The 14,851-nt window shown below is 38.5% G+C and carries 10 protein-coding genes and 1 pseudogene; 6 read left to right on the forward strand and 5 right to left on the reverse strand.

The window, feature by feature from the left end; all coding sequences use genetic code 11:
- Positions 1-242: 242 nt before the first annotated feature.
- Both FD29_RS04515 and FD29_RS04520 read left to right on the forward strand, forming a co-directional pair.
- On the forward strand, positions 243-1,256 hold the full coding sequence (locus FD29_RS04515) for an inorganic phosphate transporter (RefSeq protein ID WP_057887769.1): 1,014 nt from the start codon (positions 243-245) through the stop codon (positions 1,254-1,256).
- 12 nt (positions 1,257-1,268) lie between these two features.
- Positions 1,269-1,892, forward strand: a complete 624-nt coding sequence (locus FD29_RS04520; RefSeq protein ID WP_057887770.1) for a DUF47 domain-containing protein — start codon at positions 1,269-1,271, stop codon at positions 1,890-1,892.
- A 55-nt stretch (positions 1,893-1,947) separates the two neighbouring features.
- On the opposite strand, the gene FD29_RS04525 is transcribed toward FD29_RS04520, so the two are convergent.
- Entirely contained in the window at positions 1,948-4,230 is a 2,283-nt protein-coding gene (locus FD29_RS04525; RefSeq protein WP_057887771.1) for an ATP-binding cassette domain-containing protein, read from the reverse strand.
- 160 nt (positions 4,231-4,390) lie between these two features.
- The gene (locus tag FD29_RS04530; protein ID WP_057887772.1) at positions 4,391-5,257 is read right to left on the reverse strand and encodes an aldo/keto reductase; all 867 of its coding nucleotides are present in this window, start codon (positions 5,255-5,257) and stop codon (positions 4,391-4,393) included.
- Positions 5,258-5,499: 242 nt separating this feature from the next.
- Between FD29_RS04530 and FD29_RS04535 the strand changes: the two genes are divergently transcribed.
- The 3 genes from FD29_RS04535 (at position 5,500) to FD29_RS04545 (ending at position 10,334) form a co-directional block, all read left to right on the forward strand.
- Complete coding sequence (locus tag FD29_RS04535; RefSeq protein WP_057887773.1) at positions 5,500-8,247, forward strand: cation-translocating P-type ATPase; 2,748 nt, start codon at positions 5,500-5,502, stop codon at positions 8,245-8,247.
- A 65-nt stretch (positions 8,248-8,312) separates the two neighbouring features.
- A complete protein-coding gene (locus tag FD29_RS04540; protein ID WP_057887774.1) occupies positions 8,313-8,909 on the forward strand; it encodes an Ltp family lipoprotein in 597 nt (198 codons plus the stop codon).
- Between the two features lie 828 nt (positions 8,910-9,737).
- Complete coding sequence (locus FD29_RS04545) at positions 9,738-10,334, forward strand: HD domain-containing protein (RefSeq protein ID WP_057887775.1); 597 nt, start codon at positions 9,738-9,740, stop codon at positions 10,332-10,334.
- A gap of 56 nt (positions 10,335-10,390) precedes the next feature.
- Here the strand turns inward: FD29_RS04545 and FD29_RS04550 are convergent, their stop codons facing one another.
- Both FD29_RS04550 and FD29_RS04555 read right to left on the reverse strand, forming a co-directional pair.
- Positions 10,391-11,968 (reverse strand): hypothetical protein, encoded by a 1,578-nt coding sequence (locus tag FD29_RS04550; protein WP_057887776.1) that lies wholly within the window; start codon positions 11,966-11,968, stop codon positions 10,391-10,393.
- On the reverse strand, positions 11,961-12,725 hold the full coding sequence (locus FD29_RS04555; RefSeq protein ID WP_057887777.1) for an ABC transporter ATP-binding protein: 765 nt from the start codon (positions 12,723-12,725) through the stop codon (positions 11,961-11,963). Before FD29_RS04555 ends, FD29_RS04550 begins: the two co-directional genes overlap by 8 nt.
- A gap of 304 nt (positions 12,726-13,029) precedes the next feature.
- Between FD29_RS04555 and FD29_RS04560 the strand changes: the two are divergent.
- Positions 13,030-13,491 (forward strand): annotated as a pseudogene (locus FD29_RS04560) (family 1 glycosylhydrolase); the annotation flags it as partial.
- 392 nt (positions 13,492-13,883) lie between these two features.
- Here FD29_RS04560 and FD29_RS04565 read toward each other — a convergent pair.
- The coding region (locus FD29_RS04565) for an RNA-guided endonuclease InsQ/TnpB family protein (protein ID WP_157049382.1) at positions 13,884-14,851 on the reverse strand (968 nt) is incomplete at its 5' end.

The raw sequence follows: 14,851 nt of genomic DNA on the forward strand, positions 1-14,851 counted from the left end.
TTAGCAGCTTAACAATATTTAATTTTGTCTAACTTTTGTGTTGCACTTTAAAATATCTAATTCAAGCATATCAACTAATAACTATAAAATTATCTTATAATTTTTAATTAATTGTCATTTATTAATTTGAATATGTGTTTTGAGTAAAGTTCATGGTATCCTTTTTATAAAGGAATCGCTTACATTATTGATATTTTAAGGCTAAGCGGCCTTCCAACATCCATTAAAAAGTAGGTGTTCTTATGTCGATTGCATTAATCGTAACTATCGTTCTAGTAATGGGCGTTATCTTTGTCAATGGCTGGACCGACGCTCCCAACGCTATTGCCACCGCGGTTTCAACTCGAGTACTCAGACCCCATGTCGCAATTGTTATGGCGGTGATCATGAACTTTCTCGGGGCTTTAGTGATGACCTTGTTCAATGCTCAAGTGGCGGAAACCATTAGTAATATCGTCAGTTTTGATGGTGCCGGCAATACTAGCCAAATTGCTTTGGCAGCTTCTTTATTTGCGATTGTTACTTGGTCAGTTGCTGCTTGGTGGTTTGGAATCCCAACTAGTGAGTCGCATGCGTTGATTGCTGGATTGACTGGGGCCGCAATGGCTTTAGGCGGTCTTCAGGCTGTTAATGCAACTGAATGGTGGAAAGTCTTAATTGGCCTAGTGGTTTCGACCGTTTTAGGACTCGGTGGCGGTTATTTGATCACTAAACTGATCATCTTTATTTTTCGTGGCGTCAATCGGATTCTTTCCAACAAAATCTTCACTATCGGTCAGGCCTTCAGTGCTATGGCAATGGCTTTTTTGCACGGAGCGCAAGATGGACAAAAGTTCATGGGTGTCTTCATGCTGACGCTGTATTACAACCATCTAGTCGGAAAAACTGGCGGTGGCTTTAACATCCCTATCTGGGTCATGGTCCTCTGCTCCGTCACGATGGGGATCGGAACTTCGGTCGGTGGCATGCGGATCATCAAGTCAGTCGGAATGGATATGGTCAAGCTAGAAAAGTATCAAGGTTTCTCCGCTGACTTGAGTGCCGCTATCACTTTGTTCTTATCTTCGATTTTTGGTATCCCCGTCTCAACTACCCATACGAAAACGACCGCCATCATGGGAGCCGGCGCCGCTAAACGACTTTCATCAGTCGATTGGAGCATTGTCAAAGACATGGTACTCGCTTGGGTACTGACTTTCCCAGGATGTGGGATCATTGCTTACTTAATGGCTAAATTATTTATGGCCATCTTTTAGGAGGAAAATCAAATGCTACGAAAAAAGGAATTCGACTTCTTTAAAGCCATGGAACACCTTGCCAGCGATGGATTGGAAGCTAGCCATGCGCTCAACCACATCGTTACTGAATTCGACTCAGAACACTGGACCCAAAAGAGCGAACAAGTCCACCAGATCGAAAATGATGGCGACGATGATGTCAAAAAAATCATGCACGAATTATACATTTCCTTTATCACCCCGATCGACCGTGAGGACATCGTCCAACTGACTGATAAACTCGACAACATTATCGATGGTATCGATGGCCTGACATATGAATTCGCCTACCTTAATATTCAAGAAATGCGCCCCCATACTAAAGAATTTATCGATCTGATCTGTGAAGCAGTTGAGGCCGTACAGCAATCGGTTAAAGAATTCTCTCACTTCAAAAATTCTAAAACGCTCAATCAAAATATTGAAAATGCCAATCACATCGAATCTCTAGGCGACGACTTATACACTAAAAATATGGCAATATTATTCTCCGAAGAGAAGGATCCAATCAATGTGATCCGTTGGCAGAAATTATATGCTAGCTTTGAAAAAGTTTTAAATGCTTGTGAAGATTGTGCTGACGTTATGACTGGCTTAGTTATTAAAAATAGTTAAAAAAGCAAAGAGACTGTACCAACTGAAGATATTCGGTTAGTACAGTCTCTTTAAATTATTTTATCTCATTATATTTTTCGATCTGTTGTTTCAAGGCTACACCAGTCCGGGAATCAACCTGTTTCATACTATCTTTTGGCGTTCCCTCAAAACAGATCTGACCGACATACTTACCAGCATCCGGACCCATATCAACTAACCAGTCAGCTTGACTGATCAAGGACAAATTGTGTTCGATCAAAATCAACGTGTTGCCTTTATCAACCAGATTTTCAAAGAGATCAATCAAACGTTTAGTGTCATTTAAATGCAGGCCAGTCGTTGGCTCATCCAAAAAGTAAATACTTCCTGTGTGGTCCAATTCCATTGCCAATTTAACTCGTTGAACTTCACCACCAGACAAAGTCGTCATTGCCTGACTGAGATTCAAATAGCCTAAGCCGACTTCTTGCAATAGACTGACCTTCTTATATATGGTTGGCACATCTTTGAAGAATGCCAAAGTATCACTGATCGACATGTTCAAAACTTCCGCAATATCTTTACCATGGTACTTATATTGCAAAGCTTCTTGGCTGTAACGCTTACCGCCACACAATTCGCAAACCTGCACAACTGGATCCATGAAGGCCATTTCGGTAATAGTAACGCCCTTCCCTTTGCAACGTGGACAGGCCCCTTTGCCATTGTAACTAAACAATTGTGGCGAGACATTGTTGGCATCACTGAACAGTTTTCGTAAAGGATTCAAAATCTTCAAATATGTAGCTGGCGTCGAACGAATATTGATACCGACTGAATCTTGACTCAAGTCGATATAGTCTTGATCAGAAACTTCTTGTTTGATGGCATTGACCAATGTACTCTTCCCTGAACCAGCTGGGCCAGACACAATCGTCATGACACCTTCTGGAATCTTGACACTGACATCATGCAAATTATGTGAAGTGACATTTTTAACATCCAACCAAGCTTTTGGTTCTCTAGGTTTTCTAAAGGTCGTCGGCTCTCGCAACATCTTGCCAGTGATCGTATCTGACTGCAATAACTCTGGATATGTACCGGTAAAAGTGACTTGACCACCAGCCTTTCCAGCTTTAGGACCAATCTCGACTACGTAATCAGCCGACCGAATAATGGCCGGATTGTGGTCCACTAAGACGATCGTATTGCCATGTTCTTTTAAGAGATTTAATGATTGCGTGATCAGTTGAATGTCGTGTGGGTGCAGGCCAACACTTGGTTCATCCAAAACATAAACTAAATCCGATAGTGAACTGGTCAAATATTTGGCAATTTTGATTCGCTGAGCTTCACCACCAGATAACGTATCAGTCCCTCGGTTTAGCGATAAGTAGCCTAAACCGATATCCACCAAAGCTTGAACTTTACTGCGAAGTTCTCGGACCATGGTTTTAGCTAATGGATTAGAAATACTATCCAAAAAGCTGAGTACATTGACTAGATCCATTGAACACACTTCAGCAATGTTTTTACCTTCAATTTTTCCTTCCAAGGCTTTTTTATTCAAGCGCGTACCGTGACAGACTGGACAAGTTTTTCGTGTCACGATTTTTGCCAAAGCAGCTTGATGATGTCGACCAGAGGCACTGTGGATCACCGAACGCATCATTCGCGGAACTAAGCCTTCATACAGGGCCGTTTTACCCCACTCAGCTGGTGGATTCTTGAGCTTTTGGCGAGGGGCATGCATGAAGAGATCATATTCTTCTTTTGAATAGTCCTTGATCTTTTTATCTAGGTCGAACAAACCACTGTGACCATATTCATTCCAACGCCAAGTTCCCGGTTGAAAGCCTGTAAAAGTCATGGCCCCTTCGTTCAAAGATTTGTTTTCATCGATCAACTGACTCTCATCGACATCATCTACAAAACCTAAGCCTTGACACTTTGGGCACATCCCTTGTGGCAAATTAAATGAAAACCATTCCGAATAGCCGATCCAAGGTTTACCGACTCTAGAAAACATCAACCGCAAGACAGAATAAATACCAGTATAGGTTGCCAAAGTCGAACGCGAATTACGACCGATTGGCTTTTGTTCTACGACGATTGCCACCGGTAAGTTATCAATTTTATCAAAATCAGGTTGACCGAATTTAGGTAAATACTGCTGGGTAAAACTAGGAAAAGTTTCATTGAGTTCTCGACGAGAAACAGCCGCCAGCGTATCAAAGACCAATGAAGATTTACCCGCCCCTGATAAACCAGCAAAGACTGTCGTTTTATGTTTGGGAATCTTCAAATCGATATTTTTCAAATTATTCTCGCGGGCACCGTGGATATTGATTGACCCGTTCGCAAATAAATCACTCATACATCAGACTCCTATTCAAAATCAATTTAGTTGTAAAAATATACGTCTCCAATATAACATTCCCAGTCTACCTTTTACTGAAGTAACGACCTGAGATAAAAAAAAACGCACTTTATTCAGTAATAAATTTCACTGAAATAAGTACGGTTATTTTGTAATATTATAATTTGCCACCAAACACTGGAAAGACGCTAGCATCGCCATAATCCATTTGGTCGATATTTTCCAAAGTCTTCATATCTTCATCAGAGATTTCAAAATCAATTTCAGCATTAGACTTCATATGTTCTGGATTAGCTGACTTTGGCAAAACAATAATGTTCAACTGCCAATCGTAACGGATACACAACTGAGGCACACTGACATTATATTTAGCAGCCATCTGTTTGATCCGTTCATCCTTCATTGCAGCACCGTGGGCAACCGGTGAAAAGGCTTCAACGGCAATATCATTTGTTTGTGAGTACTTGATAATATCCATTGGTGTATCACCGATATGAATCTGTACTTGATTGACAGCAGGCTTAGTATCGCTGTTCTTAATCAAATTATCTAAGTCTTCCTTATTGAAACTGGAAACACCAATAGTCTTTAATTTACCAGCTTTTACAGCATCTTCCATGGCTCTCCAAGTCTCCAAATTACCCTCAAAGTGACGGTCATTGCCTTGGTTAACTTCTTTCCATGGCTGTGGATTATGAATGATCATCATATCCAAATAATCCAAACCCATCTTATTCAAAGTCTCATCGATCGATTTCTTAGCCTCATCATAATTCTTAATTTCCGCAGCGACTTTTGAATTTACGAATATTTGATCACGGCTGACGCCACAATTACGGACTCCTTCGCCAACGCCACGTTCATTACCATAAGCTTGAGCTGTATCGATATGACGATAGCCAATATCAACTGCACTCTTAACAGCCTCAGCGACTTGGTCATCAGGAATCTCCCAAACTCCCAAAGCTAATTTAGGAATCTTTACTCCATTGTTTAATGTGATCGTTTCATCAAAAATTGACATCAAATTTCTCCTCGATTAACTGTATTCGCTTTCATTATACTTCTTGTCTAACAATCCTGATAATTATTAATACTCTAAAAATTCACCTTCAGACTGGAGAATAGAGAAAATATTTGGCAGATGATATACTAAAAGTACATAGAAAAGACAGGTTGAGCGCAAGCTTCAAGACATACTCCTGAGGGTAAGGGAGGTTTCTTGAGGGTTGCGCTCTTTTTGTCGAAACGAAAGGATGAATCAAGGTGACAAAATTCTACCAACAATCAACTGCAGCAGTTTTAGAAAATTTTTCGGTCGATCTTACCAACGGCTTATCGACCAAACAAGCGAGGCAAAGCCGTGAAAAACATGGCCCCAATCAATTAGCCGAGAAAAAAACTGATCCATATTGGAAAATTTTTCTCAAAAGTTTCAAAGAACCAATCGTAATTGTCTTATTAGGCGCTGTATTGCTCTCCTTTCTGAGTTCCTGGTATGCCTTCCAAATTCAAGCAAACATTCAACATGGTAAAGAATCTCTTTATGAAGCGATTGCTATTCTAATTTTGATCATTATCAACGCCTTTTTAGGATTTTGGCAAGAGATCAATGCCCAAAAAAGTTTGGATGCTTTAAAAGAAATGAACAATCGTTTCGCTACCGTCTTACGTAACGGCGAATGGCAAAAAATTCCCACCGCTGACTTAGCTATTGGCGATATTTTAAAAGTAGCGATGGGCGACTTTATCGAAGCGGACGTGCGCTGGCTCGATACTAATGAACTGCAAGTTATCGAATCACACTTAACCGGCGAAGCAGATGCCATTTTGAAAAATACTACAACAATCGATAAAACTGTTGAAATTGGCGACCGCTTCAATATGGGATTCTCTGGTTCCACCGTATCTAACGGCCAAGGAATCGGCGTTGTTACTGCTATCGGTGAAAAGACTGAATTAGGCAACATCGCCCGCATGATCCAAGAAACAGACACGAAAGTTTCCCCACTGCAGGCGACTATCAATCAGCTCACTAACGTTTTAATGAAAGTTTCTGCTGGTATCGTTATCTTTACCTTTGTCGTCGGTATCATTCGTGCCGGTGAATTCAGTATCAACTCCATCACTTCAATTCTCTCCACGTCGATTGCTTTAGCCGTAGCCTCAATTCCAGATGCTCTTCCAGCAGTATTGTCAATTGTTTTAACGATCGGTGCTACTAAAATGGCTAAAAATAAAGGACTGATAAAATCCCTCAACAGTGTTGAAACACTTGGCAGTACATCTTATATTTGTTCCGACAAAACTGGAACGCTGACTAAAAACGAAATGACCGTAACTAAGTTTTATGACAACGGTCAGTCTCACGACGTCTCGGGCCGTGGCTACAATCCTCAAGGCAGTATTTCTGGTGTCAAAATCGACGCTGCCTCGCCTTTTTTGACAGGTGCCGTTCTCTGTAACGAAGCTTCTGTCAAAGAAATCGATGGCAAATACAAACCTTTTGGCAATCCCACCGAAGTAGCCCTCAACGTCTTGGGACAAAAGGCTGGTTTTTTCAAGGATGAACTGTTAAAAGATCGTCAAATCGTCCGCACTTTGCCCTTCACGAGTGACAGCAAAATGATGAGCGTTATCGTTAAAGCTGATGACGAATTCGTGCTTTATACCAAAGGTGCCCCTGATGTTCTCTTGCGCAACAGTATTGGCATTTTGGACAACGGTAAAATCGACAAATCATTAGCCGGCGAAACTAAACTCATGCAAGTAGTCGACCAATACGCCGATCAAGCCTTGCGGACGTTAGCTGTCGGGTATCGAAAAGTCACGGCTGAAATGGCACAGAATTTTGATGTGGTAAAGTTAGAAACTGATTTGATCATTACTGGTGTTGCTGGCATCATCGATCCTCCACGTGAAGAAGTAAAACAATCAGTTAAAAATATCAATGACGCCAACATCGAAGTTGTTATGATCACTGGCGACCACGAAAAAACAGCTCGGGCAATCGCCTATGATCTAGGAATCGTCAAGTCAAAAAAAGCCCCGGTCATTAATGGCCAAGACATCGAAAAAATGACTGACGAGCAACTCTTTGAAAAAGTTCTCAAAACTAATATTTATGCACGCGTTTCCCCAGAACATAAGCAAAGAATCGTCAGACAATTACAGCGTCAAAACCAAATCGTCGCGATGACTGGTGATGGTGTCAACGATGCTCCTGCCTTACGGACAGCTGATATCGGGATTGCCATGGGTATCAATGGAACTGAAGTTACTAAGGATTCAGCCGACTTGATCCTTTTAGATGACAAATTCACAACGATCGAAAAATCCGTCAAAAGTGGCCGAACGATCTACGCCAATATTAAAAATTTCATGCGTCACGAATTAACGACCAATGTGGCGGAAGTCTTAGCTTTACTATTAGGACTGTTGTTGTTCGGTCAAACAGTCGGTAAGGTTGCTGGTGGAACGCCAACTTTAACTGCCTTAATGGTCCTTTGGGTAAACATGGTCAGTGACGCCTTACCATCATTTGCTTTAGGCTACGACGTGGCGGAATCAGATATTATGAAAGAAAGTCCGCGTGACCCTAATGAGTCAGTCCTTGCCAATCACACTTGGTCAAGAGTTTTGATCAGAGGAACATTCATGGGCGGTCTAGTTTATCTAGGATTTTTGTGGGCTGCTCATTCAGGATTCACTAGCAATGAAGCCCAGACGATTGCCTTTTTGACGCTAGTTTTTGGCCAATTATGGCATGTCTTCGATGCAAGAAGTTCCAAGACATTGTTCCGCCGCAATCCCTTCAGCAACCCTCGGTTGATTTTGGCAGTAATCTTTGCGGGAGTGACGTCAATTCTTGTTACGATTAGCCCCTTTTTTAATCTAGTCATGGGTACGGCTAAATTACCACTGACGATCTATCCATTACTGATCATCATCCCCGCTTTACCGACAGTGCTTTTGTCCGGATTAAAAGAAATTTTAGGAGTTAAAATCTGGTAAAAAATACCATAATCTTCATATAATATAGTCAAAACGGATTTATTCAACTAAGGGGATGATTAATTATGTCTAAAAAACGGCAACGGTCAAAATTGAATCGAAAACAATTAACCTTTTTGGTCATCATCTGCTTAATTTTAATCATTATCATCCCGGTTGCTTTCACAAATATCAAGTCGGAAAATACTGATCAGACGACAACTGAACAAAAAGTTCCCAAACAGTATCACGCTGCTTTGACTGTGGCTAAAAACTATTCCAACGTCATGCACATGTCCAAGCGAGCTATCAAAGAACAGTTAACCGCCGATACTGCCAAGTTCTCCTCTGAAACGATCCAATATACTTTAAAACATTTAAAGGCCAACTATAACCAGAACGCTTTAAAGAAGGCCGAAGAATATTCCACTTCCCAAAACATGTCCAAGCAGGCTATTTACGACCAATTGATTTCCAAGTCAAAATTTACCGCCCAACAAGCTCAATATGCAGTCGACAACTTAAAAGCCGACTACAATCAAAATGCGTTGATCACCGCTAAAGCCTATCAGAGAGATTTGCATTTTTCCCCAGCCACGATCAGAGAAGTGCTGATTTCAAATAAAAATGAAAAATTTACACCCGAACAGGCTGACTATGCGATTCAACATCTAAATGACTAAAATAGACTGGGACACAACTGTATTTCCCATTAAATATGCAGCATAAACACGGAATAAATAGATTTTTCCGTTCAACAAAACGACACCTCTGATTCAAAATGCTGAATCAGAGATGTCGTTTTTTAATATTCGAAAGCTGGCCATGTTTTGTCTTTTTGAAACGAGTTACACAAACCAGATTCTTGTGCATTGCTACGACCTAAAAATCATCTGTCAAAACCCGACGGAAAATTTCCAAGCCTGGAAATTGCTCAGAATCTAACCGGTTTGCTTCACTCTCTAGTTTGGGAATAATTTTGGTTATTTACATTCAATCAACAGTTGATATTATTGCTATCAATTGCCATTGTCCTATTTAAGCGACAACATGAATTGACAAACAATAAGAATTACACTTATAGCAACAAAACTTCTAAAGAGCGTGATCACGAAACCAACTCGATTCATTCTGTTTCTGTGTACTAACTTCTCCATTCTTGTCATAATAAACACCTACCTACTTAGTATCTTTATACTTATATTTTATAATACTAAGAGCAAATAGATTTTTTTCTTAACCTTTAATTAACAATTTGAATGTTAATTTAAGGAATAGTAGCTTCGCTTAATTGAAATCACTATTGAAATTAAGCATAATTTATCGCTTGTAGATATATATAATCAACATAATCATTATATGGATTATAAAATCCTAATCATATTTTGAAAAGATTATTTTGGTAAATGCTCTCCGATGTCCCCATTTTGAATGATAGAATTAAACCATAAGTTACCAGTAATCAATCTTCAAATATCAGCTAAGAAATTCGATTTGATAAGGAGAATATTATGGATTACGTGGATTTTATCAAAGAGTATCACCTGGATAAGCACAAAAATCTCGAATCCAATATTGCTGACTTCTATCGCCAAACAAATACCCTTTCCACTTATCGGCACTGTTGGGATGTCGCTAAAGAAGCCATAAAATTGGATAATTGGTTCAAAGAAGATCTTTATATTGCCGGATTATTGCATGATATCAGTGCCTTCATTCCCACTAGCTGCCGACTTGAGGTATCTCAAGCGCTTAATATCCCCATTCTTGAAGAAGAACAGGAATTTCCGCTTTTACTTCATCAAAAATTATCAGCTTATATTGTTAAGAAATGCTTCAAGATCAATGATGCCAAAACTATCAGTGCTATCAAATGCCATACTACGCTCAGAGGCAATTTTACTGATTTTGATCTAGCTTTATTTTTAGCTGATAAAATTGCCTGGGACCAGCCAGGTATTCCACCCTACTTATCTAAATTAGAAACTAGTCTAAACTCATCAAAAGAGGCCGCCGCTTTAGTTTATATAGATTATCTCTTTAACAACGGTATTAAGATAATTCATCCTTGGTTACGCAGCGCTAAAGAAGAGCTCGAAGCTAAATAAAAGACACAAATCCAAAAATGAATTTGTGTCTTTTTGTATGAGTGTATAATAATTCTTCATTCAAATTGACGCCAAAATTTTTGTTGATAATGCCGATAGATCAACCACGAACCAATAATTAGCAAGATAAAGACGATTCCATTGACTAACCAAGTTTGCGGTACGAAATAAATTGCCACGGCATAGGCTACAATTACTGCCGTACCAATTATGATGCTGACAAACATGGAAGTTACCATCCCCAGATTGCCACCGCCACGATTGAACAGTTCGGTGATATTAGTCCAATTGGTCAAACGCAAACGATAATCCCGACTAAAATAATACAGACAAACTAAATATGTTCCTAAAATATTACCTAGTAAAACTGCTAATAACATCAAAAGGTTCAATTTTAATACCAAAGCCATGATTAAAATCAAGACGACATTTATTAGCAACTGGCTTCGATATCCTAACACAAATTTGCGTTTCAAATATTGAGACATTGAAATTGGTAAGGTTCGGACGAATTCCAAATTCATTCGATCCAACGAGATCAAATTACTGATTAAAGCTGCCTGATTAGTCGTAAACGTACTATAAAATATTCCTGCTACAAAAAACACGCCCAACCATTTTAACGATAAATTGCTGGGGACTTTAGCAAAAGCAAACGAAAAGATAAAGATCAACGGAATCATAACTGAATTCATTACTACTTGTAACAACAAATTGGGTTCTTGAAGTAAACGTAGATTGTATGAATCCAAATTCTGTTTGAGTCCTGATTTTCTGACTCGCTTGTGTTTATTAGCTTGCGACAAGGCTGCCGTATTAACTTGGGTCAACTGCTCACTTAGATGTGGCAATAATACATACTTAACTGGAATACCAAAGGCTACCAGTAAAACAATCAACACTAACCACACTAACAGACTCTTAATTGCAAAAGGTTCTTTAATCAAGTGAAACAATGGTAAAAGGAAACTGATTGCTGGCCGATCAAAATTAGCCTTAGTACCACTATTGTTTGTCAGCAGAATACCTCCGACTGCAATAATGGTTGATATTGCGATAAAGGCATTCATGACGATATTTTGATGCTTTTGAAAGACTTTAGTCTTGGTCAAAGCAAAGACAATCAGTGAACAGAAGAACAAGACAATTCCTAAAATAACTAAATACGCCACGATTGAGACCAAAAATGCTATCAGTACAAATACTCCTGCCCGAAAACTGGTCATGAAAAACACAATAAACATCGGCAAAGTAAAGGGAATAATATTAAGGCAGACGATCAACATCTTACTAAAAAAGATTTCTTTTTGACGAAATGGTAACGGTAAATAACTATTTAGATCCTTACCGGCAAAGAAAATATTATAAATTCCCGAGATACTTTGTGAAAATCCTAAAAGAATAAATAACAGAGTGTAAAAAGTAAACATACCTGGTAACTTACTAAAGTCCATCGACAACATCATAAAACCATAGATCATCATAAAGACTAAAGTGTTTATCAAAAATTGCTGCTGTAATTTTTTAGTTAAGACGGTCCCAGTTTTCCCTTTTTTTCGATAGCGATCAGTTACCTGTGGATTTAACAAGCGTAAATCTACCGCAAACAAAGCCTTCAATTGTCGTTTATTCATGAGTTTCGCCCTCGATATCATCTACCAAATGGCCATCACCTTGACGTCCAGCCATCTTCAGATAAATACTTTCAAGCGATTCATTATCATGTTGAGCCAATAAATCATTAACCGAACCGTTATAGATCAATTTGCCTTGTTTCAAAATAGCCAATTCATCACACAATTGTTGGGCTGTATCCAAATTGTGAGTTGAAAAAATAACTGTTTTACCCTTGGCTGCATGTGCTTTCATCAGTTGTTTCAAATCATAGGTCGCTTGTGGATCAAGGCCTTGCATCGGTTCATCCAATATCCAAATATCGGGATCAGACAACAAAGCCCCAATTAAAACTGACTTTTGACGCATTCCGTGTGAAAAACTAGCTAAGGTTTCATCAACGTGTTCTCCCATATTGAACAAATCAACTAATTTCTGACGTCGTTGTTTCACCTCATTCTCAGATAGGTCATAAGCTGCTGCCAATAAATCCCAGTATTCCATAGCCGTTAATTGTAAGAAAATATCGGGTGTATCTGGAACATAGGCAATTTTTTCTTTGATTGTTTGACGATGTTCTTTTAGATCTAAATCATCAACCGTAATAGTGCCACTCGTCGGCTCAATGATACTTACTAAAGATTTTAAGGTCGTTGATTTACCAGCTCCGTTGTGGCCCAAAAAGCCAAAAATCTCCCCAGATTTAATATTCAAAGTTAATTGTTGTAAAGCCTTTTTGCCACCATAGTTTTTAGATAGATCCTCAATTGAAATCATAGCTTCCCCTTACTGATTCACTTAACTTGATATCAATAATTATAGCAACTAGTCCAATCTTAAACGGCGACATTATGGAAATATTTATAATTAACTTTGCCGTTTTGGATTGACACCAAATCTATATTTTGCATTGTCTCAAAAAAAGTCATCTTAATTTCATAAATCAAGGTGGTTTTTGCTATCAATTCTAACGGTCCAATTACAATTTATTTTGAATTAGATTTAAAAGTATCTCAACAAAGATCATTGGCAATGATTGCGTATCAATAACTGATTTACTAGAAAATACTCGTCCCGGTAAGACGATTGGTTCAATGTCGGTTGCAATAAGAACCCTTACTTGAAGGAAACTCCTTGGGGTTGGCCTGTTGATCCTTTAGGCTTGCGTTATTGTTTGAACAAAATCTACGATCGAATCCAAAAACCACTCTTCATCGTTGAAAACGATATGGGTGCAATCGATAAAGCTGACGAAAATGATTACGTTGAAGATGACTACCGAATCGATTACCTTCAAGATCACCTATCTGCTATGGCTGACGCTATCAACATAGATAAGATCCCTTGTTTAGGTTATACAATGTGGGCTCCAATCGACCTTGTTTCCCTTTCAACTGGTGAAATGAAGAAACGTCATGGTTTCGTTTATGTTGATATGGATGACAAAGGCAATGGAACCTTGAAACGAACCCCTAAGAAGTCATATAACTGGATGAAACATGTTATTGAAACTAATGGTGCAGCTTTAGATGAAAATAACTAAAAATTATATTGTATTTAATAGGATTTAGCATATTTAACTGATTTCAAAATAGAAATAATTATAAAACAATATCAAAAATTGTTGCAAACGTTTTCTAAAGAAATATAAAATGGACGTGTAAAAAGAAGAGGGTGTTTAGCCTGAACATTAAAATTCTGGTTAAGCTCATTCAATGTCTATCAACTAATGAAAGAAGTTACATCTAATGTTCTATTCCTATTGTCAACTACCATGGACTAAAGTCCATGACTTGTAAGTAATAAACACACTAACTGTTTATTAGCTACAATTTGCATAGATACAGCACTGCGTGTCATCCGAAGATGATATGTCTTACACGCTAATTACCGATGCCTTTTTAGTCCGCAAGTTGCCAAACGGACTTTGTTCTTCTACTGATGTGCTAATCCTTTATTTAGGATATTGATAGCTGTGTTATGATCTCTAAGATGATATTTATGACAAATTGGACAAGTCCATTGTCTGTCGGCTAGAGTCAATTTGTCAGCACCGCTCAAGATATGTCCGCAATTGGAACATGTTTGGGTGGTGTTTTTTGGATCTATAGTCAAAAATTTTCTACCATATAAATCAGCTTTATAAGCTAACATGTTTAGAAATGTTCTCCACCCAACGTCGGAGATTGACATTGCCAGAGCATGATTTTTCAACATATTTGAACTTCTCAATTCTTCAGCTACTATCAAATCGTGACTATTGATAAGTTTAGTAGATAAAACATTCAAGAATTCATTACGTTGATTTCGTATTTTTGTATTTAGTTTCGATACTAAAAGCCGCTGTTTCTGGTAATTTTTTGATTCTCTTAATTTCCGATGTTCTTTTTTGGCTCGATTCATGCGACGTGATAAAGTTCGCTGTTCTTTAGATAATCTCTTTTTCATTTTTCGATAAAATCTAGGATTATCAACCACGATATTATTACTTGTTGTAAGAAAGTTATCGGTATTCAAGTCGATGCCGATGCTACTTTCAGTTTTTATCTTTTTATTCACAAAGGGAGTATCAGAGCCAAGTTGAAGTGAAATAAAATATCGGTTACAGGGGTCTTTACTAATAGTCACAGTTCCAATTCTTATATCCTTTTTATCTCGAAAGATTTCTTTGTTATAACCTTTGATCCGCAACGTCCCCAATTTTGGAATCTTGATATGCTTATTATCTAGGAGTTTGACTGATCCGGAATAAGCATTCATTTTAGCTTTCTTTGTATACTGACAATTGGTCTGATACTTCTCAGAATAATTCTTTTTATGAAATTTAGGAGTACCAGACTTATGAATTTCCCGAAACATCTTCCAAGCCCTCAGGTAACTCATCTTTGCGTTAGCTTTGGCTA

Origin of the sequence: Companilactobacillus mindensis DSM 14500, assembly GCF_001434275.1 — a bacterium.
GTDB lineage: Bacteria > Bacillota > Bacilli > Lactobacillales > Lactobacillaceae > Companilactobacillus > Companilactobacillus mindensis.